The following is a 16,403-nucleotide window of genomic DNA, read 5'->3' on the forward strand; positions in this document are numbered from 1 at the left end:
CAGCTGCCGCTGTGTCGGCAGCCGCAAGAATACAAAGCTTGCTGATGACTTTGGTTCTGGGCTATTTTTTTGCCACCAGCCCCGCGGGTCCACCCGGGCCGTAAGACGGGACGCTTTCGGAGGTGCAGATTGTTCTTTCACAAGCAGGAGCTGCAGTTCAAGTCCACGCCGGACAAGCCTGACGCTGTTTACGCTCGCAAGCTTCAGGAGGTTCTGGGCGGCCAGTACGGTGAGATCACCGTGGCCATGCAGTACGGCTTCCAGGCCTGGAACTCCCACATTCCCGGCAAATACCGTGATCTGCTGTTCGGCATCGGGGCGGAGGAAATGGGCCACGTGGAGATGCTGGCCATCATGATCGCCCAGCTGCTGGAAAAGGCGCCACTGGGAGTGACCGAGGATGCCGTGCAGAACGATCCCACGGTGGCGGCGGTGATCGGCGGCATGGATGTGCAGCACGCCATCGTTGCCGGTGCCGGCGCGCGGCCGGTGGACTCCAACGGCAACCCCTGGACGGGCGGCTACATTACCGCCAGCGGGAACCTGCTGGCGGATTTCACTGCCAACGCCAACGCGGAAATGCAGGGCCGCCTCGCCGTCGCCCGGCTCTATCACATGACCGATGACCACGGGGTCCGGGACATGCTCTCGTTCCTGCTCGCGCGGGACACCATGCACCAGAACCAGTGGATGGCGGCGGCGAAGGAACTGCAGGCCGAAGGCGCTGAGTCGCTGCCCGTGCCGTCCAACTTCCCGATCAAGAAGGAGGAACGGTCGGTGTCCTATCAGTACCTGAACTTCTCCGACGGGAAAGCTGCCGCCGAAGGGTCCTGGGCCTCCGGACCCACGCCGGACGGTCTGGGCGAGTTCAGCTACCACGACGGCCCGACGACGTCGGCACCCATGCCGCCGCCCACCCGGGTGGACGCCCGCTACTACGGCACCACCGACCTGCCGAACATCGTGGAGAAGATCGCCGGCAGCGTTCAGGACAAGCTGCACAGGGAATAGCATCATCCAGGTTCCGTGGCCGTCCTGCGGGGCGGCCGCGGACCGCGGCCGTCTGGAAGCAACAGTGTGGAAGCAGCGTGGACAAGGAGACGGAAGGGCTGTGGCCCGAACCAAGGCGGGAATGCCGAAGACCGCAGTACCTCAACTTGCTGGAGCCCAGTACATTCTGCCGCTCAAATGGAGCGACGACGCTGGACTCGAATCCCTGTGTGCGTATCTGAACCAGCTGGTCCAGTGGATCCCGGTCCTCGTGGTGGACGGGTCGCCCGCCGCCCTGTTTGACGCACATGAGCAGGCCTTTCCCTCCGCAGTGCGCCACTGCAGGCCCCGCAGCATGGGCTACGGCAATGGAAAGGTGGAGGGCGTGCTGACCGGCGTGCAGCTCAGCGCGCGCGAGTACCTCGTCCTTGCCGACGACGACGTGCGGTATACGCGAACCGGCCTGGAGCGGGCCGTGGCGCTGCTCGCCGACGCCGACGTCGTCCGCCCGCAAAACTACTTTCCGGCCCCGCTGCCCTGGACGCCCGGTGGGACACGGCCAGAACCCTGATAAACCGGGCGTTCCGCTCGGACTACCCCGGAACGCTGGCGGTCCGGCGGTCAACGCTGCTGGACGCCGGCGGTTACAGCGGCGATGTGCTGTTCGAAAACCTTGAGCTGCTGCGGACCATCCGGGCGGCAGGAGGACGCGAAGTGCGGGCCGATGACCTCTTCGTGTCCCGGGTGCCGTGTTCGGTGCCGCATTTTCGCCGGCAGCGGGTGCGGCAGGCATATGACGATTTCGCCCAGCCAGCTCGCCTGGCCGCGGAAGCGGCTCTGCTGCCGGTGATTCTGCTGTCCCTGCGGCAACCGGCACGGCTGGCCATGCTCGCCGCGGCCAGCATCCTCGTGGCTGAAACAGGCCGCCGGCGTGCGGGCGGAACCCGGGTGTTCATGGCGGATGCCGCGTTCTGGGCACCGCTGTGGGTGCTCGAACGCGCGGTGGGCGTGTGGCTTGCGGCGGGATGGCGGATTCGGGGCGGCGTTCCCTATGCGGGGATCCGGCTTCGGACGGCCGGGCATTCCGTGCGCCGGCTTCGCCGGGCCGGGACCGCCCACGTATCGATCTTCTCGGGGGAGGGCGTGGGGGAAGGTGTGCGGAAACGGATGCGCGTTGTCACAGCCATTTGTTCCGCTTGAAGGTCAGGTAGAGGACGAAGCCCATAACCGCCATCGCCGCCACAGCCATCGGATAGCCCCAGGTCCAGCCCAATTCGGGCATGTCCTCGAAGTTCATCCCGTAAACGGTGCCCACCAGGGTGGGAGCAAAGAGGATGGCAGCCCACGAGGAGATGCGCTTGACCTGCTCGTTCTGCTCAATGCTGGTTTCGGCCAGCCGGTTCGAGGCCAGCGTGGAGGCCAGATTCAGGGCATTCTCCAGCAGGGCCCGGTAGGCGTTGACCCGGTCAATCAGCCGCAGGATGTGGTCCAGGACGTCGCCGAGGTTGTCCTTGAGCTCTGCCGGAACCCCGTACTCTTCCGCGTGCCGCTGCAGGCTGCCCACCACGCCCTCCAGCGGAGAGAGCGCGCGCTGGAACTGGATGACTTCGCGGGAGAGTTCGTAGATGCGGCGCGACACCTCGGCGTCGCCGCCGAAGAGCTGGTCCTCAATCTCATCGATGTCGTTTTCCAGCCCGGCCGCCACCGGCGCGTATTCATCCACCACCTGGTCCAGCACCGCATAAAGTACGGCGTGCGGGCCTAGGGCCAGCAGGTCCGGTTCCTGTTCCAGGCGCTTGCGGACCCGGCCCAGATCCGGAGATTCGGCGTGCCGGACGGTGACGACGAAGTTGGGGCCCACAAAAACGTGCAGTTCGCCGAACTCCACGCGTTCGACGTCGTCAAGGTAGCGTGCCGGCCGCAGGACCGCGAACAGCGTGTCGTCGTAGTGTTCCAGCTTGGCCCGCTGATGCCCGGCGAGGGCATCCTCAACGGTCAGCACGTTCAGGCCAAACTCCTCGGCGACGGCCAGGAGCTCGATGTCGTCCGGCCGGTACAGGCCAATCCACGCCATGCCGCCGGAGGACCGGGTCAGTTCGAAAGTCTCATCGAGGTTGTCGGGCGTGTGTTGCCGTTTGCCGTCCACATACACGCCGTTGTCGATCAAGGTCATGGACGTCCCCTAGCTGCTTGAACTGTGCACAGTGCCGCGGCTGTGGCGCGGCAGCTTCCATTATCCATCCCGTCCCCTTCTTCGGCGGACTGCCGGCGACCGCTCTCGCGGCCTTTAGTGCTGAGCGTTGCCGGGCGGCACTCCGCGGACTTCTTCAGCCGGGTCCGGAACGGATGAAGCGGGAACGTAACCTGTTCCGCTGCCGAGGGTCCGCAGTGCGTTCAGGATCGCGGCCAGGTCCACCAGCTCCTGGGTCAGGGCCCCGGCAACGGCGGGGATGAACCCGAAGGCCGCGGTGAGCATCAGTCCGACGCTGAGCAGGATGCCCAGCCAGATGCTCTCCAGCGCCACCCGCAGGGTCCTCCGTCCGATGTCGACGGCGTCGGCCACCTTGGAAATGTCGTCAGCGACAATCACGGCGTCAGCGGATTCTCCGGCCGCAGTGGATCCGCGGGCACCCATCGCAATGCCGACGTCGGCCGCTGCCAGCACCGGGGCGTCGTTCACGCCGTCGCCCACCATGATCGCCGGCCGGAGCGGCAGGGCGGCGACCAGACGCACCTTGTCCTCCGGCAGCAATTCCGCATGGACGGTCCGGATGCCCAGCGCGGCAGCGGTGCTTTCCGCCGAGGCCCGCCCGTCGCCGGTGAGCATCACCGGCTGCCCCAACCCGAGCCGGGCCAGACGCTCCAGAGTGGCGCGGGCGTTGTCCCGCGGGGTGTCGCGCAGGGTCAGGGTGCCGGCGAAACGGCCGTCCACGCCGACGTAAACCAGAAGCTCTCCGGCGGCTCCGGCGGCAGGGCCAGCGCCGGGAAGCCCGTTCCGGACCGCTGCTGCCACGAAACGGCGCTTGCCGACCAGGACGGTGCGGCCCGCCACTTGTGCCTGCACTCCGTTGGTGGCGACCTCGGCGGCCGATGTTGCCGGGCTCAGGACCAGTCCCTTCTCGAGCGCCGCAGCCTGCACGGCGGCGGCGAGCACGTGGGAGGAATACTGCTCGGCCGAAGCGGCCAGCCGCAGCACCTCGCCGGCGTTAAACGGAGGTTCGGGGGAAACCGCCACGAGGTGCGGCCGGCCGTAAGACAGGGTGCCGGTCTTATCGAAGGCAATGCCGCGGGCCCGGGCCAGCTGCTGCAGGGTGGCTCCGCCCTTGACGATGATGCCGTTGCGCGCCGAGCGGCTCATGCCGCCCAGGAAGGCAACGGGGGCGGCGATCAGCAGCGGGCAGGGAGTAGCCAGCACCAGGACCTCGGCGAAGCGCACCGGATCTCCGCTGAGGAGCCAGGCACCGCCGGCAATGAGCAGCGAAACCGCGGTAAACGGCACCGCGAACCGGTCGGCCAGGCGCACCACGGGAGCCTTCGACGCAGCGGCTTCGCGGACCAAGGCGACGATCCGCTGGTACTGGCTGTCCGCCGTCGTCGCCGTGGCCCGGATTCGAACCGCCTGCGGGCCGTTTACGGAACCACTCATCACCGTCTCGCCGGCGGCGCGGGTGACCGGCAGCGATTCACCGGTCAGCGATGATTCGTCAAAGGAGGCCTCCGCACTGAGCAGAATGCCGTCCACGGGAACCAGCTCGGCCGGCTTGACCAGCAGCACGTCGCCGACAACGACGCTGGCAGCCGGGATGTCCCTCGGTGTTTCGCTGTCCGGCGGCAGCCGGTGGGCCGCCTGCGGCGCCCGTTCCAACAGTGCATCAAGTTCGCTGCGCGCCCGCCGCGCGGCAAAGTCCTCCAGCGCCTCACCGCCGGAGAGCATCAGGACAATGATCAGGGCGGCAACGTATTCGCCCACCGCCACCGTGGCCAGGATGGCAAGCACGGCCAGGACATCCAGTCCCCAGTGGCCGCGGAGGAGGTCGCGGACCATTCGGGCGCCGGTCACGGCGGCAACCAGCAGTGCATAGCCGGAGGCGAGCCGTGCGGCGGCTGTCGGCAGGCCGGTTCCCAGCAGCGCGAAGACGGCCAGCCCGACGACGATGGTCGCTGCCACCTCCGGATACCTCCGGATCACGGAGAGTCTCATGCTCTCGTTATAGGCCCGCCGGTGGGGCTTTTCCAGCAAGAGGAACCTAACCTAACGGTTGCCGGCCCTGTTGCGCGGGATGCCTGGTCCGGGTTGCCGGCACTGTCGCCGCGAAAGGAGGGGAGCCGGTGCTGTCACGGCATGCCGCGGCGGCTCAACAGGCCGGACATCAGAAAGGCCAGGCCGATGGCCAGCGGCCACCACGTGTACAGGCTCAGCGTTTCGCCCAGGAAAGCGACGACGAGGATGCCCATCATGCAGGCGACGACCAGAACCATGCCCACGACGATCCGCATCCGCCCGCGGTGCGGCGAGGGCAACGGCGGAAGCCAGGGAGGACGCTCGTCAGTCCAACTCATCTCGCAATTTTAGGTCGGCCGGGAGCAGATGGAACCGCTTGCCGCCGGTTTTTCTTGGGGCGGCAACGGGTCCGTCCTTCTGCCCTTTCCCGGCGGACCGGTGAATGAAAGGATGGCGGCCTATCCTTCCGCAGCTGGCGCCGAATGCGAACCTTGCCGAATGCAAACCTTGGAGTACGGACATGGAACAGAGCGACCTTCTCATCGACGCCTTCGGGCGTCTGCCCCAGGCCGTGCGCCGGGCGGTGCACGGGCTGGATGCCGCAGCGCTGAACCACCGGCCGTATCCGGCAGGCAACTCCATCTCCTGGCTGGTCTGGCATCTGGCCCGGAGCGAGGACGCGCAGGTCGCTCCGCTGGCGGGGCACGAACAGGCGTGGACGGCGGAGGACTGGTACGGCCGGGTCGGGCTGCCTCTGGCGGTGGACGACACCGGGTACGGGCATGATTCCGCCCAGGTGGCTGCCGTTCAGGTGCCGTCGGCCGACGTGCTGCTCGCGTACTACGAGGCGGTGCACTCCCGCACCGCAGCCTTCGTCTCCGGCGTGACCGGCGGGGATCTGGACTCCGTGGTGGACACGGCCTGGGATCCGCCGGTCACTCTGGGCGTGCGGCTGGTCAGCATCCTGGGGGACGGGCTGGAACACGTGGGCCAGGCCGCCTATCTGCGCGGCATGATTCTGGCTTCCCGCGCGTAGCCGGGCCGCCGTCGTCGTTCCGGCGGTTTACCGGGCCATCACCGCCAGCAGTTCCTCGCACATGGCGGCGCAGCGGCGGCAGGTCTCGGCGCAAATCCGGCAGTGCCCGTGTTCGGCGGCATGCTGGGCACACTCTTCGGCGCATTGGCGGCAGGCGGCTGCGCAGGCACGCAGCAGTGCCGTGGTGCTGCCGTCGTAGCCCGAATACCGGGTTCCGGTGCGGGCCACCACGGTCCCGGTGGCTGCGCAGATATCGGCGCAGTTCAGGTCCTTGCGGATGCATTCGACCATGTCGCCGAGCATGTCTTCGCTGAGGCAGGCATCGGCGCAGGCGGTACAGACCTGCACGCAGTCGAAGCAGGCGATGACGCAGGTGGAGACGGCCAGCAGATCTGTTCCCGCGCCGTCGGGCCGTTCACTGAGCACATCTTCGATGAGGGACATGGTGCTGCTCCTTTTTCGCTTCGCCTAACGGCACGGTCGGGGAGATGCAGTTGGGCTCAATGCCGGCCCGGGCGTTCAGGATAGCCGCGCCGCGGGACCGGAGGCAGGGGTCTGGCGCGGATCGGCGTCGATCCTTGCAGGTTTGCTGCCGGCCGATTTGCGCCGGAGCCTGTGCGCGGGTCTAGAATCGGGGTTAGCTCTTCGGAGCCGTCCGGTTTCGTGCCGGGCTGGGGCTTTAGCTCAGTTGGTAGAGCGTTTCGTTCGCAATGAAAAGGTCAGGGGTTCGATTCCCCTAAGCTCCACAGATTCGAAGGGGTCTGTTTCCTTACAGATAAAGGGAAGCAGGCCCCTTCGCCCGTTGTCGGGAAGCGAGCGCGATTCTCTAACGTTCCCGTAATTTCCCCCGTTTTCTCTAGCTTGTCGTCACTTTTTCGTCATCAGACACGCGGGCCGTAGTGATCAGCCAGGGGCGTAAAGGGAAGCTGGGTCCATTGAGGGGTCGCAGTCTCCCAGCTGGGTTTAGCGGGGACAAGAATTCATTTCGGGACTGATGGACCTTAGAGGCTTTGCAGGCCCTCTATGCCTTGTTGGCGACGCTAAAGAGCAGGGAATGTGGGGGTCTCGCGCCTTAGTCAGGTTGGTGTGGCCGTAAGGCCAGCGCCTTACTTTTCTGCTGCCGTTGCCGCTTTGATGCGGGCGACTTCTGAAAAACTGACGGTTGGCGCAGCCGACTTCAAAGGTCGGCCGGTCAGCGGCTGCTCTATCATCGCTATATGGCTACTAAGACGACGTGGAAATCTAAAGGTGATGAGTGGGTTTTTGAGGAGGGCAAACGTGCGAAGGTAACGCTTCGCGGCGAAACCCGCCAACGGTCTGCTGATTTCCAAGTACTGAAGGTGATCAGTGGGGCAGATGTACTTACCGATCTGGAGGGTCTCTCCAGCTACGGATGGATGGGGCCCGTCGTGACGTGGTCAGGAACTTACAAGTTTGAGCCCGAGGAAGTCGAGAGCGAGAGAGACGGAGACGCGGTCAGCTCCGGCGAAAGTGAGTAGCCATCACCAAGAGCAAACGGGAGGTCGAGAATCTCCCCTCGGAGGCGTTCATTAGGGGATCCGCTTCTGCGAACCACCTTGCCGTCCTAAGGAACCGGTCATCGTTCCCGAAGCTTCCACGGAATGAGTATTCAGCCTGATCATCGGCCGGTACTTCGTGGCTGGGTGGCGAGCGCTCGCAGTCTCACAATCGTCAGACGATCATTAGCGCGAAGAGCTTGGCGTCCAGTGTCGCAGGTTTGGAGTCTAGAGATCTGCATCCACGATCTGATGCACGGGCTGATCTGGCGACAGAGGGAGGATAGTGGGAACGCGTAATTCATGTTCTGGGTAGTGTGTCAAAAGAGCCTGACGCAGCCTCCGGGAATGGCGTACGAATTCCCAGATATGCAAGAACTCCTGCTCCAAGCTTCCAGGTGGTCTGAAGACGGGCCTAAGACCGTTCATCCGCTGGCGAAAGTGCATCAGTTCGATAGCGCAGTCCGCCACCCCGGGATCCAATCGGTGAAGGAAAGGGCTGATAACGGCTCCTTGGCCTTCGACGTATTCGATTAGGGTCGTGTGGGCGAAGGGATCAGAAAGCACCCACAACTCGGGGCCGGACTTGACTGTGGTCCCTTGCATGGATGTCTGGGACGGGATCAACGGGATCGTCTTGAGGAAGTCCTTCATCCCTGTCTCAGTTTGGGTGTTGTATTCACCCTTAGGAGCCATTTGTCGGTACTGGGCGAGCAGCATTGCACCGGAGAGGGCCATCTCATTTAGGTTCCACCAGTAGGAATCAAGAATGCGTCGGGCTTCCCGCTTTGCTGGAATCTCAACGATGATCCAGTTGAAGACACACGCTGCCGCGATGCCGTATCCAAGGTTCCTTGCAACTTCTCCGATTTCGTGGCCCAAAGGCATGAACTCGGGCCACGCTTGGAGCAACTCAATCCCTGCGCTTACTGCGAGCGCCATGGCAGAGAACAAGAGCGGATGAGATCCGATGAAGTCTTCCATGATCGCAAGACGTATAGACGGCTTAGGCACAGGCCACCCCTCCTGTTATGTGTGCTTTTGGTGGCAGAGCCCTGGGTCTGTGGCTAGTACATGCCGGTCCCATAAAACCATGCATTGCCCTGTAGCGACGAACTAGTGATAGTCGAATTGGGTTCGGTCTCAGCCACGGAGGTCACGGGGAGGGGGGAGGGCCCCTGTCGTCCCCCTGTTCTCCCCGAAGGTGGAGGCACCCTTGATTGCCTACGGGATAGAAGAGCGTCCAACTTTCGGCGCAGAGAGAGGCATGATTCACCCAAGGTCGTCTGTTCTGCGTTGGCTGTTAGGAGGCGTGCCGACGAGAGGGTGTCACTATTCGGTGCTCCGCAACAGGCAAGGCTTCCAGATGGGTTGGATCCACACATGCTCTAGTTCCGCACTTGTGGTGCACTTCGTAGCCAGGCTGGACAGGGCCACGCTTGACCACCCATGCGACGCGGTGGGCGCCTATGCCAGGTCGGTTGGGGACAGGCATCCAGTACCCATTCCTGTTTCGAGGGCCCATGAACACAATGCATCCGCTCTCAGGATCACGCACAGAGTTTGGGCCTATCTCGTGTTCATATATCCAGGGATAGCTCCTGAGAGACAAGGCTTGGCTGGTCTGGGCTCGTTCCCATGAATGCCGAAGCTCCATTTCTTCGCGGGATTTTGGGGCATACGGTGCATGCAGCGCACTGAGTCTTTGGAGAATCTCCTGCTCGCCGCTTTCGCTCAAAAGCGGGAACGTCCAGAGGAGTCGTTGTGTGTGCGTTGGGTCCTTGGCTGAGACGGCAAGGGGCATCGGCAGCGATTCCAACCTTTGAAGCTGCCTACTGGCTGTCGTCCTTGTGCGCCCGGGCGCCACCTCACATATGTCGGCGAGGCGTAGAGGTGTGTCCTTGGGGGCATTTTCGTAGAGGATTCCGGGGCCGAACAGGTCCGTGCTGCGGAAGATTTGCCTAACTTCCCAATCTGGGTACAAGTCCTTGAGGGGTGTGTTGGTAAAGGAAGTGGACAGGTTTGATATACGGAATTTGCTAATCGAAGTCCTGCGAGGAGCACCAACTACTTCAAGCACGCCTTCACTCCGCAGCCTTCGTATGGATTTCCCAACAGTCTGACGGGAGCGTCCGACATGCTCTGCAATCCACCTGTGGGAAGCGGAAGCAAAACCGCCAACTGCCTGGCTCTGCAAAAACCTAAGCACGGCAACGTCTGTTGAGTTCATTCTGGGCCGAGCGCCAGCGGAGGCCCCCAGCATTGTTGAAATGTCTGACTCGTCCGAGCTCATCGAACGACCATCTGCTGCTTGGCCCATGAGTCGAGGTCCTGGATGTTGTATCGAACGCTGCCAAAAAACTTGTGGTAGCGAGGACCGTCTTTGAGGTGTGTTGCAAGAGTCTTGGCCGACAGGCCAAGGTATGCCGCAGCCTCCTCACGACTGAGAAAGATGTTGCTCGTAATGCTCTGCGCCGTCGTGGCGTCAATGAACTCGCAAGACGAAGAGTGGTGCATGGGTGTTTACCCCTTTGTAAGGGGCCCATATAGGGCCGGCTAGTTGAACATCAATAGGGACGACACCTGTGGTGTCGCCTTCTCCTGTTCTCCTTGCGGCCCGACCCAGATTGGGCGGGAGGACCAGAACGGTCGTCAAGGGAGGCGCAAATGTAAAGGTGGTTCAGCGTATTGCCGGGCACGCGTCGGCGACCATGACACTGGATACGTATGCGGGCCTCTTTGACGACGACCTCCATGACAGTGCCAAGAGGCTCAATGACGCTCTCCTGAGCGTCGGTTTCAAATATGACCGTCACTTTTTTGTCACCCGACCGGGTTGGATGCCTTTAGGAACAAGGCGAAACCGTTTCGTTCGCAATGAAAAGGTCAGGGGTTCGATTCCCCTAAGCTCCACAGACGCGAAGGGGCCTGTTTCCTTGTTGATAAAGGGAAGCAGGCCCCTTGGCGTGTCGGGGTGCATCGGTGATTCTCATGGCGTGCATCATCCTTTACCACTGCAGTGAGCAGTGCGTCCCGCTGTCCATCAGTCTTCTGATCCACCGCGCGCACGCCCGGGACATCATCGAAGACCTCACCCACCGGAACGGCGGATCCGTCCACGACCTCACCGACTCCTCTTCAACGTCCTTGCCAAGGTCGCCGAATTCGAATCCGACCTGCGGGTGCCCGCACCCGCACCCGCGAGGGTTCATATGGAATTTTTGTCGTCGGGGGAGCGGCGAAAAGGTGTCGCGCTGAAGGACCCGCTTATACACCACGCCGAAAGGTAGGCCAGACAGCGGTTTGAGTTTCCTCGGACTACGCAATCGGGACACTGGTCATGGGGAGGACGTGCCGGATAAGACCGCCCAGTAACGAATCTATCGAATCGCGAAGATTGAGCTAGGAGGTTTCGGACCCGACACTCGAGTTACTTCTCCGGTTTCGCCACCAAAGGAACATCCCTCAGCGTTCGAGGCCGAGTGCTATGACTGCAGTGGCTGTATGCCGCCATTCGAACGGCTGCCATAGTCAGGAGTCAGGCAAACTCGGGGCAGTCCCGAGCGACTCCGGACTAATCAGGGAAGATGCGGCGCTGAACATCCCGGCGACTCGATTCATCGTCGAATTACTCTTTTTCTTTCTGGCGCTTCCGCGGGGAACAATACGTAAGAGAACGTTGACATATCCTCTTACTACTTGAACCTACCGCCTATGCAAAGCGCTGACGAACACCCCCCCCACTTGTGGCCGCCAAATCTCATGTACTCCCTACCTGGGTCTCGGATTACTGTGGCGTGGCTTATGGCCTGGCGGAAGGGGTACCAGCTTCAATGCTGGTCGCCATATGTCCGGTATACGATAAGTACCTACGCCTACCTGTTTAAGAAAACCGGCATACTGAAGCTCACGTATCCACGCGTTAACATTTCTAGGCTCACCCTCTAATCCTTTGAGGCGATCGGCCACATACTCACGACTGAATGACTGTGGACCGTTCTGAAATGCCTCAATGGCTTGACGTAAGCTATTGTGCTCAGCGTACAATGTATCAACTAGACGCTTTTCACTAAGTAGGCGCCATGCCCTTATCAGTGATTCTTGACTGATTGCCGATCTATCGGACTGCAGAATATCGCTATCGGATCTTTTGCAAGCTGACGCCTCCAGGGATTTGGCACGATCGATCATGAATACCACGTTTCGAGGGTTATATTCCTGTGACGCGTCCGTGGTCTTATCTAGAATATACGTCAAAGGGTCCGTTATTTGTTTACCTCCCCGGCCAGCTGCCGCTCTTTTAGGACTTTCATCGACGCCCGAAAGCAATACATTTAGTGCGCCTTTGGGTGTTTGCACATTCCGAGCAAAAAGAAGCTTCATAACGTCATCATGAGTAGTCATTCGTTTAATCAACATGTCTAAGATGTGCTGTCGAGTCCAACTGATCTCCATTGACCTGAGATGGGTGATGTTCACAAAGCCTTTTTCCGTGGTAATACGATCCAGAATATCAATACGCAGGAACAACTTTGTTCGGAATCGCCGACTATAAGAAGCCAGGTTGGAATGCGCACGCATAAGGCTACGAAGAGCAATACGCTCTAACTCAGAATCGTCCTCAAATGCCTCGTCCAATCGATCAAAAATAAGCCAGCACCGACGATCAACCTTATCTAACAGGGCAATTATCTGAGCCATCAGACCATCCGTGTCGATCGACCCAGCGTTCGGCATTTTTGATTGATCCACAAATTCGGCCTTACCGGACATGCCCGGGAGGCCTGTTCCTAAATCCAACCGACCTTCAATTGTTTTCGCATGACCAACCCGTTTAAAGAACTCAGTTACCCATCCCCATGCGGAACGAGGTTTTGCCGATACTTCTTGTAGGCCGTTGGCAAGTAGTGAGGCACGAAGCTGCTGCGCTTCAGGAATCGCATCATAGGTCGTGACGAGATGCCATCCGGTGAGGCTGAGGATGTAACTTGTCCAAAGTAGCCGAAGACTTGACTCGTCAAAGTCATCGACATATAAACGCAGATTCTGAAATAGAACGTCGCCTTCGGTATTAAAGGCAGCAATAATATCGGTATCGGCCAGCTGCGGTATTGGATACTGGTCATTAGCAAGCATCCGAAAGATTGCTGTCTTACCGGCGCCCTTAGGTCCGAGCACGAGGTCTGTTTCGTCGCGAACAACTTGGTCGAAGGCTGACGTGGCAATGAAGTGCTGCTGGAGACCAAGGTCGCTCTCTGCTACGTCACTACCAACATCAATGGATTCCAACAGTGAACTTAATTTCATTCTTCCCCCACGTTTGCTTGGCAACCTTTGGACTTATAGTAGAGGACGGAAATCCACTTGTAGTGGTTTTTTCTTGGGATCTTTGTGTGCGCCCCCCGGATGGGACTGGATCTCGCGATACTCCACGAGACTGTCTGAACCTTGCTGGCTCCACTTACGCACAGTCGAAAGGCTGCCCCGGCTGATGCGGGGCAACCTTTTCGCATGTAGTTCCCGCGCCTAGACCGCCTTCACCACCGGCAGATCGGACCATTCCGTCGTGAAGCGCGGCGAGGCGAACTTCCGGGCCATGGTCCAGTCCGGTTTGGCCGAGGCCAGGCCGGCCAGCCCCAGCCCGATGCTGGCGGCGCCGTACTTGTCGGTGACCTGGGCCAGCAGCGGACCGATGTCGGGCTGTTCGGGGCCGGCGGCAAACAGGTCGAAAACGGGTTCCGCCCCGGCGGGGGACAGGCCGGTGAGCATGATGCCGGCCTTGGCATACGGTGCTCCCTCCACCACGTGGGAGTCCATCGCCGTGATGGCCGCCCGGGTGAGGACCAGCGGATCCGCGGTGGGCCGCTCCAGCCGCACCGTCACCGAGGGCGCGGATGCCGCCGTCGTGTTGAACCGGGACGTCGCGGCAAACACCGTCATTACGGTGGCGAGCTGGCCCTCCTTCGCCAGCCGGATGGCTGCCTTCTGGGCGTAGAGGCTCATGACCTGGCGCATCGATTCGCGGGTGGTCACCGGCGTCGCGAAGCTGCGGGAAAAGAGCACCTGCTGCTTGTCGGCGGATTCCGTTTCCATCGGGATGCACGCGGTGCCGTTCAGTTCCAGCACGGTCCGCTGCAGCACGACCGAGAACTTTGCGCGGATCGCGGCGGGATCGGCGTCGCGCAGGTCAGCGACCGTGTGAATCCCCAGTGCATTCAACCGCGCACCGTTGCGCGACCCCACGCCCCACAGCCCGGTCACCGGCACCCGGGACATGATGGTGTCGACGACGGCGGGGCCCAGGGTGTCGAGATTGCAGACTCCGCCCAGATGCGGATTCTGTTTGGCAATCCGGTTGGCGAATTTGGCCAGCGTCTTGGTGGCCCCGATTCCCACGCAGACCGGCAGGCCAATGTTCCGCGCGGCCGCGGCGCGGATGTCGGCGCCGCGGCTGCGCAGCTGCTCGTCGGTTCCGTGGAGGTGCAGGAAACACTCGTCGATGGAGTAGATTTCCTGTTCCGAGGAAAAGCGGGCCAGCAGCTGCATCACCCGCGAACTCAGGTCTCCGTACAGCTCATAGTTGCTCGAGCGCTGCACCAGGCCCAGCTTCGGGGCGGATTCGGCGAGCTTGAACCACGGATCCCCGGTCTTGATGCCCAGCGCCTTGGCCTCATCGGAGCGCGCCACCACGCAGCCGTCGTTGTTGGAGAGCACAACCACGGGAATGCCGGCCAGTTTCGGATCGAACACGCGCTCGCAGGAGACGTAGAAACTGTTCACGTCCACCAGGGCGAAACGCTGCTGCTCAGCCACGGGCGGCTTCCGGTTGCTGGAAGCGGGAGGGGTCAGACGTGGTGCAGGCACCGGGTCACCACGCCCCAGACGGACAGCTCGGCCGGATCGGGTACGCGGATGTCGGTCGATCCCGGGCTGTCGGCGTGCAGGTAGATCCCCTGTCCGGTGAGCAGCAGGCGCCGGATGGTCAGTTCGCCGTTCAGGACGGCGACGACGACGGACCCGTCCTTGGGCGTCAGTGACCGGTCCACGATGATCTCGTCTCCGTCGCTGATGCCGGCCCCGTCCATGGCGTCCCCGGAGACCCGCATGATGAACGTGGAGGTGGCATCGCGGATCAGATGCCGGTTCAGATCGATGCCGGCGTCGTAGTAGTCCTGCGCGGGGGAGGCGAAGCCTGCGGGAAGCGTTGATGAACGGTTGGCCGGAGCCGCGTCGTTGCCTCCGGAGCGCGGGGAAGGGTTCGAGGAAAAAACCGCCATGCCGCATCCTCCCAAGAATCGACTTTTCTAGAACACACTTTCGAGTGCTCTCAGGTTAGCACCGCCCCGCCGGTGCCGTCACTGCCTGGCCAGGTCCGGTCGCCGAGGCCGATGAGGTCCAGGAAGTGGCCGTGGGCCTCACTCGCGCCGGCCCGGTCGCCTGTCAGCAGCAGGTCAAACAGCAGGCCGTTGACCACGGCAAGGGCCAGCCGGGCCTGCATGCGGGCGGAACCGGGGTCGTAGCCCACTCGGACCAAACTGTCTTCCATGGCGTCAAGCCAGGGGGCCACCAGGGTTTGCCTCAGAATGCGGGCATGCGGCTCGCCCTGCATGGCATGGGATGCAAGCTCGAATACCAGCGGGCCGTAGGTCAATGTTTCATCAACCATGCGGTTCCAAAAAAGTGCGGTCATCTCGCGCGGGGAGGCGGCAGGGTCCGAGTCGACGCGGAAAAGGCTGGCGTACGCCTCCCGTTGCCGGCGCTCGACGGCGGCCACCACCTCGGTCAGCAGCCCTTCGCGGGAGCCGAAGTGATAGTTGAGCATGCGATGGCTGGTGCCAATGTTTGCGGCGAGGCTGCGCAGGCTCTGGTTGTGCACTCCATTCGCCGCAAAATACGCCAACGCGGCCTGCAGCAACTGCTCCCGGCCGGAGCCGGCCTCACGCCCGGCCATGCGGATCCGCGCATCTCTGCGCCGTAGCGCGGCGCCAGTCCTCTCCGATGCCGCGCAGCAGGGGTGGATAGACGAGCAGGTGCCGGAAGGGAGTAATCCCTGCCATGTACATTCGGCCCAGCAGGCCGTTGGGCTTCACCAGTACGGCCATTTGGCCGTGGTAGCCGCCGGTCCCGTCAGGCACCCACCTCAGGTGCAGCACCCCGTGCACCGTGCGGTTGGCCATTTCGGCAGCAGCTTCGCGCTCCAGGAGGAAAACCGGAGAGAACGGGAGGGTGGGAAAGGCCGGACCGGGCGGGGCTTCGCGCAGATCGGATGGCAGCCGCTCGCGCAATGACTGGACCCGGCTGCCGATCCCGGCCCCGGCGCCGTCCCAGCCGAACAGTGCGCCCAGCTTCCATCGAATGGCGAAAAGCAGGCGGGCGATGCGGGAGGGGTTGTCGGCGGTATCTCCGGCGGCGAACAGATGGACCAGCTTGGGGAAGTCCCCGGCTCCGCCGGGGGTGGGCAGGTCCCAGACTCCGTAAAGGCGGAAATCAGGAGCGACCTCATGGATTCGCCAGGGGCCGTCTGCCGGTGGATGTTCCGTGGATGGGTGTGCCATGGTCAGGTCTCCTTGCGGAGGAAATCGGGAGAGAAGGATGGCGAGAAAAATGAGATGTGCATCACAAAGAATCGATGTACCAT

Annotated in this window: 17 protein-coding genes, 2 tRNA genes and 1 pseudogene; 8 read left to right on the forward strand and 12 right to left on the reverse strand. The window is 62.3% G+C overall.

All coding sequences use genetic code 11. The features are described from left to right. The first annotated feature begins 129 nt into the window (after positions 1-129). The 3 genes from QNO00_RS11130 to QNO00_RS11140 all read left to right on the forward strand — a co-directional run bounded on the left by QNO00_RS11130 (position 130) and on the right by QNO00_RS11140 (position 2,190). On the forward strand, positions 130-1,011 hold the full coding sequence (locus QNO00_RS11130) for a manganese catalase (RefSeq protein ID WP_284024558.1): 882 nt from the start codon (positions 130-132) through the stop codon (positions 1,009-1,011). A 100-nt stretch (positions 1,012-1,111) separates the two neighbouring features. Continuing rightward, on the forward strand, positions 1,112-1,561 hold the full coding sequence (locus QNO00_RS11135; protein ID WP_284024559.1) for a glycosyltransferase family 2 protein: 450 nt from the start codon (positions 1,112-1,114) through the stop codon (positions 1,559-1,561). An 86-nt stretch (positions 1,562-1,647) separates the two neighbouring features. Then, positions 1,648-2,190, forward strand: coding sequence for a hypothetical protein (locus QNO00_RS11140; RefSeq protein WP_284024560.1), 543 nt, complete (start codon positions 1,648-1,650; stop codon positions 2,188-2,190). Here QNO00_RS11140 and corA read toward each other — a convergent pair. The 3 genes from corA to QNO00_RS11155 form a co-directional block, all read right to left on the reverse strand. Further along, positions 2,168-3,163 carry a magnesium/cobalt transporter CorA gene (gene corA / locus QNO00_RS11145; protein WP_229966299.1) on the reverse strand — a complete coding sequence of 332 codons (996 nt, stop codon included), beginning with the start codon at positions 3,161-3,163 and terminating at the stop codon, positions 2,168-2,170. The two genes, QNO00_RS11140 and corA, sit on opposite strands and share 23 nt — an antisense overlap. A 114-nt stretch (positions 3,164-3,277) precedes the next feature. Beyond that, entirely contained in the window at positions 3,278-5,191 is a 1,914-nt protein-coding gene (locus tag QNO00_RS11150; RefSeq protein WP_284024561.1) for a heavy metal translocating P-type ATPase, read from the reverse strand. 134 nt (positions 5,192-5,325) lie between these two features. Further along, positions 5,326-5,550 carry a hypothetical protein gene (locus tag QNO00_RS11155; protein ID WP_284024562.1) on the reverse strand — a complete coding sequence of 75 codons (225 nt, stop codon included), beginning with the start codon at positions 5,548-5,550 and terminating at the stop codon, positions 5,326-5,328. 182 nt (positions 5,551-5,732) lie between these two features. On the opposite strand from QNO00_RS11155, the gene QNO00_RS11160 reads away from it, so the two are divergent. Continuing rightward, the gene (locus tag QNO00_RS11160) at positions 5,733-6,248 is read left to right on the forward strand and encodes a mycothiol transferase (RefSeq protein WP_284024563.1); all 516 of its coding nucleotides are present in this window, start codon (positions 5,733-5,735) and stop codon (positions 6,246-6,248) included. Positions 6,249-6,275: 27 nt separating this feature from the next. On the opposite strand, the gene QNO00_RS11165 is transcribed toward QNO00_RS11160, so the two are convergent. After that, positions 6,276-6,692 carry a four-helix bundle copper-binding protein gene (locus tag QNO00_RS11165; RefSeq protein WP_229966295.1) on the reverse strand — a complete coding sequence of 139 codons (417 nt, stop codon included), beginning with the start codon at positions 6,690-6,692 and terminating at the stop codon, positions 6,276-6,278. A 229-nt stretch (positions 6,693-6,921) separates the two neighbouring features. Between QNO00_RS11165 and QNO00_RS11170 the strand changes: the two genes are divergently transcribed. Further along, a tRNA-Ala gene (locus tag QNO00_RS11170) sits at positions 6,922-6,994 on the forward strand. Between the two features lie 471 nt (positions 6,995-7,465). After that, entirely contained in the window at positions 7,466-7,747 is a 282-nt protein-coding gene (locus QNO00_RS11175) for a hypothetical protein (RefSeq protein WP_284024564.1), read from the forward strand. A 246-nt stretch (positions 7,748-7,993) separates the two neighbouring features. Here the strand turns inward: QNO00_RS11175 and QNO00_RS11180 are convergent, their stop codons facing one another. The 3 genes from QNO00_RS11180 to QNO00_RS17400 form a co-directional block, all read right to left on the reverse strand. Next, the gene (locus QNO00_RS11180; protein WP_284024565.1) at positions 7,994-8,749 is read right to left on the reverse strand and encodes a hypothetical protein; all 756 of its coding nucleotides are present in this window, start codon (positions 8,747-8,749) and stop codon (positions 7,994-7,996) included. A gap of 319 nt (positions 8,750-9,068) precedes the next feature. Further along, positions 9,069-10,085: an HNH endonuclease gene (locus tag QNO00_RS17395; protein WP_502863340.1), complete on the reverse strand. Its 1,017-nt coding sequence runs from the start codon at positions 10,083-10,085 to the stop codon at positions 9,069-9,071. Beyond that, positions 10,055-10,282: a helix-turn-helix transcriptional regulator gene (locus tag QNO00_RS17400; protein ID WP_502863341.1), complete on the reverse strand. Its 228-nt coding sequence runs from the start codon at positions 10,280-10,282 to the stop codon at positions 10,055-10,057. Before QNO00_RS17400 ends, QNO00_RS17395 begins: the two co-directional genes overlap by 31 nt. A 134-nt stretch (positions 10,283-10,416) precedes the next feature. On the opposite strand from QNO00_RS17400, the pseudogene QNO00_RS11185 reads away from it, so the two are divergent. Next, a pseudogene (locus QNO00_RS11185) lies at positions 10,417-10,551 on the forward strand (site-specific integrase); the annotation flags it as partial. Between the two features lie 52 nt (positions 10,552-10,603). Then, positions 10,604-10,678: transfer RNA gene (locus QNO00_RS11190), tRNA-Ala, on the forward strand. Positions 10,679-11,536: 858 nt separating this feature from the next. Here the strand turns inward: QNO00_RS11190 and QNO00_RS11195 are convergent. From QNO00_RS11195 to QNO00_RS11215, 5 genes are all read right to left on the reverse strand, one after another. After that, positions 11,537-13,054, reverse strand: coding sequence for a P-loop ATPase, Sll1717 family (locus tag QNO00_RS11195; protein ID WP_284024566.1), 1,518 nt, complete (start codon positions 13,052-13,054; stop codon positions 11,537-11,539). A 237-nt stretch (positions 13,055-13,291) separates the two neighbouring features. Further along, positions 13,292-14,578, reverse strand: a complete 1,287-nt coding sequence (locus QNO00_RS11200) for a Y-family DNA polymerase (RefSeq protein WP_284024567.1) — start codon at positions 14,576-14,578, stop codon at positions 13,292-13,294. A 32-nt stretch (positions 14,579-14,610) separates the two neighbouring features. After that, positions 14,611-15,042, reverse strand: a complete 432-nt coding sequence (locus QNO00_RS11205) for a LexA family protein (protein WP_229966291.1) — start codon at positions 15,040-15,042, stop codon at positions 14,611-14,613. A 50-nt stretch (positions 15,043-15,092) separates the two neighbouring features. Beyond that, positions 15,093-15,716 (reverse strand): TetR/AcrR family transcriptional regulator, encoded by a 624-nt coding sequence (locus QNO00_RS11210; RefSeq protein WP_284024568.1) that lies wholly within the window; start codon positions 15,714-15,716, stop codon positions 15,093-15,095. Next, positions 15,703-16,320 (reverse strand): DUF2867 domain-containing protein, encoded by a 618-nt coding sequence (locus tag QNO00_RS11215; protein ID WP_284024569.1) that lies wholly within the window; start codon positions 16,318-16,320, stop codon positions 15,703-15,705. The genes QNO00_RS11210 and QNO00_RS11215 overlap by 14 nt, the downstream gene beginning before the upstream one ends. Positions 16,321-16,403: the final 83 nt, after the last annotated feature.

Origin of the sequence: Arthrobacter sp. zg-Y1219, from assembly GCF_030125545.1 — a bacterium.
Classification (GTDB): domain Bacteria; phylum Actinomycetota; class Actinomycetes; order Actinomycetales; family Micrococcaceae; genus Arthrobacter_B.

What these genes read in the sequence shown, in the direction of transcription:
- QNO00_RS11215 (WP_284024569.1), bottom strand. Translation starts at nt 16,320, where the DNA reads ATGGCACACCCATCCACGGAACATCCACCGGCAGACGGCCCCTGGCGA.
- QNO00_RS17400 (WP_502863341.1), bottom strand. Translation starts at nt 10,282, where the DNA reads ATGCACCACTCTTCGTCTTGCGAGTTCATTGACGCCACGACGGCGCAG.
- QNO00_RS11180 (WP_284024565.1), bottom strand. Translation starts at nt 8,749, where the DNA reads ATGGAAGACTTCATCGGATCTCATCCGCTCTTGTTCTCTGCCATGGCG.
- QNO00_RS11165 (WP_229966295.1), bottom strand. Translation starts at nt 6,692, where the DNA reads ATGTCCCTCATCGAAGATGTGCTCAGTGAACGGCCCGACGGCGCGGGA.
- QNO00_RS11155 (WP_284024562.1), bottom strand. Translation starts at nt 5,550, where the DNA reads ATGAGTTGGACTGACGAGCGTCCTCCCTGGCTTCCGCCGTTGCCCTCG.
- corA (WP_229966299.1), bottom strand. Translation starts at nt 3,163, where the DNA reads ATGACCTTGATCGACAACGGCGTGTATGTGGACGGCAAACGGCAACAC.
- QNO00_RS11205 (WP_229966291.1), bottom strand. Translation starts at nt 15,042, where the DNA reads ATGGCGGTTTTTTCCTCGAACCCTTCCCCGCGCTCCGGAGGCAACGAC.
- QNO00_RS11210 (WP_284024568.1), bottom strand. Translation starts at nt 15,716, where the DNA reads ATGGCCGGGCGTGAGGCCGGCTCCGGCCGGGAGCAGTTGCTGCAGGCC.
- QNO00_RS11150 (WP_284024561.1), bottom strand. Translation starts at nt 5,191, where the DNA reads ATGAGACTCTCCGTGATCCGGAGGTATCCGGAGGTGGCAGCGACCATC.
- QNO00_RS11175 (WP_284024564.1), top strand. Translation starts at nt 7,466, where the DNA reads ATGGCTACTAAGACGACGTGGAAATCTAAAGGTGATGAGTGGGTTTTT.
- QNO00_RS11160 (WP_284024563.1), top strand. Translation starts at nt 5,733, where the DNA reads ATGGAACAGAGCGACCTTCTCATCGACGCCTTCGGGCGTCTGCCCCAG.
- QNO00_RS17395 (WP_502863340.1), bottom strand. Translation starts at nt 10,085, where the DNA reads ATGGGCCAAGCAGCAGATGGTCGTTCGATGAGCTCGGACGAGTCAGAC.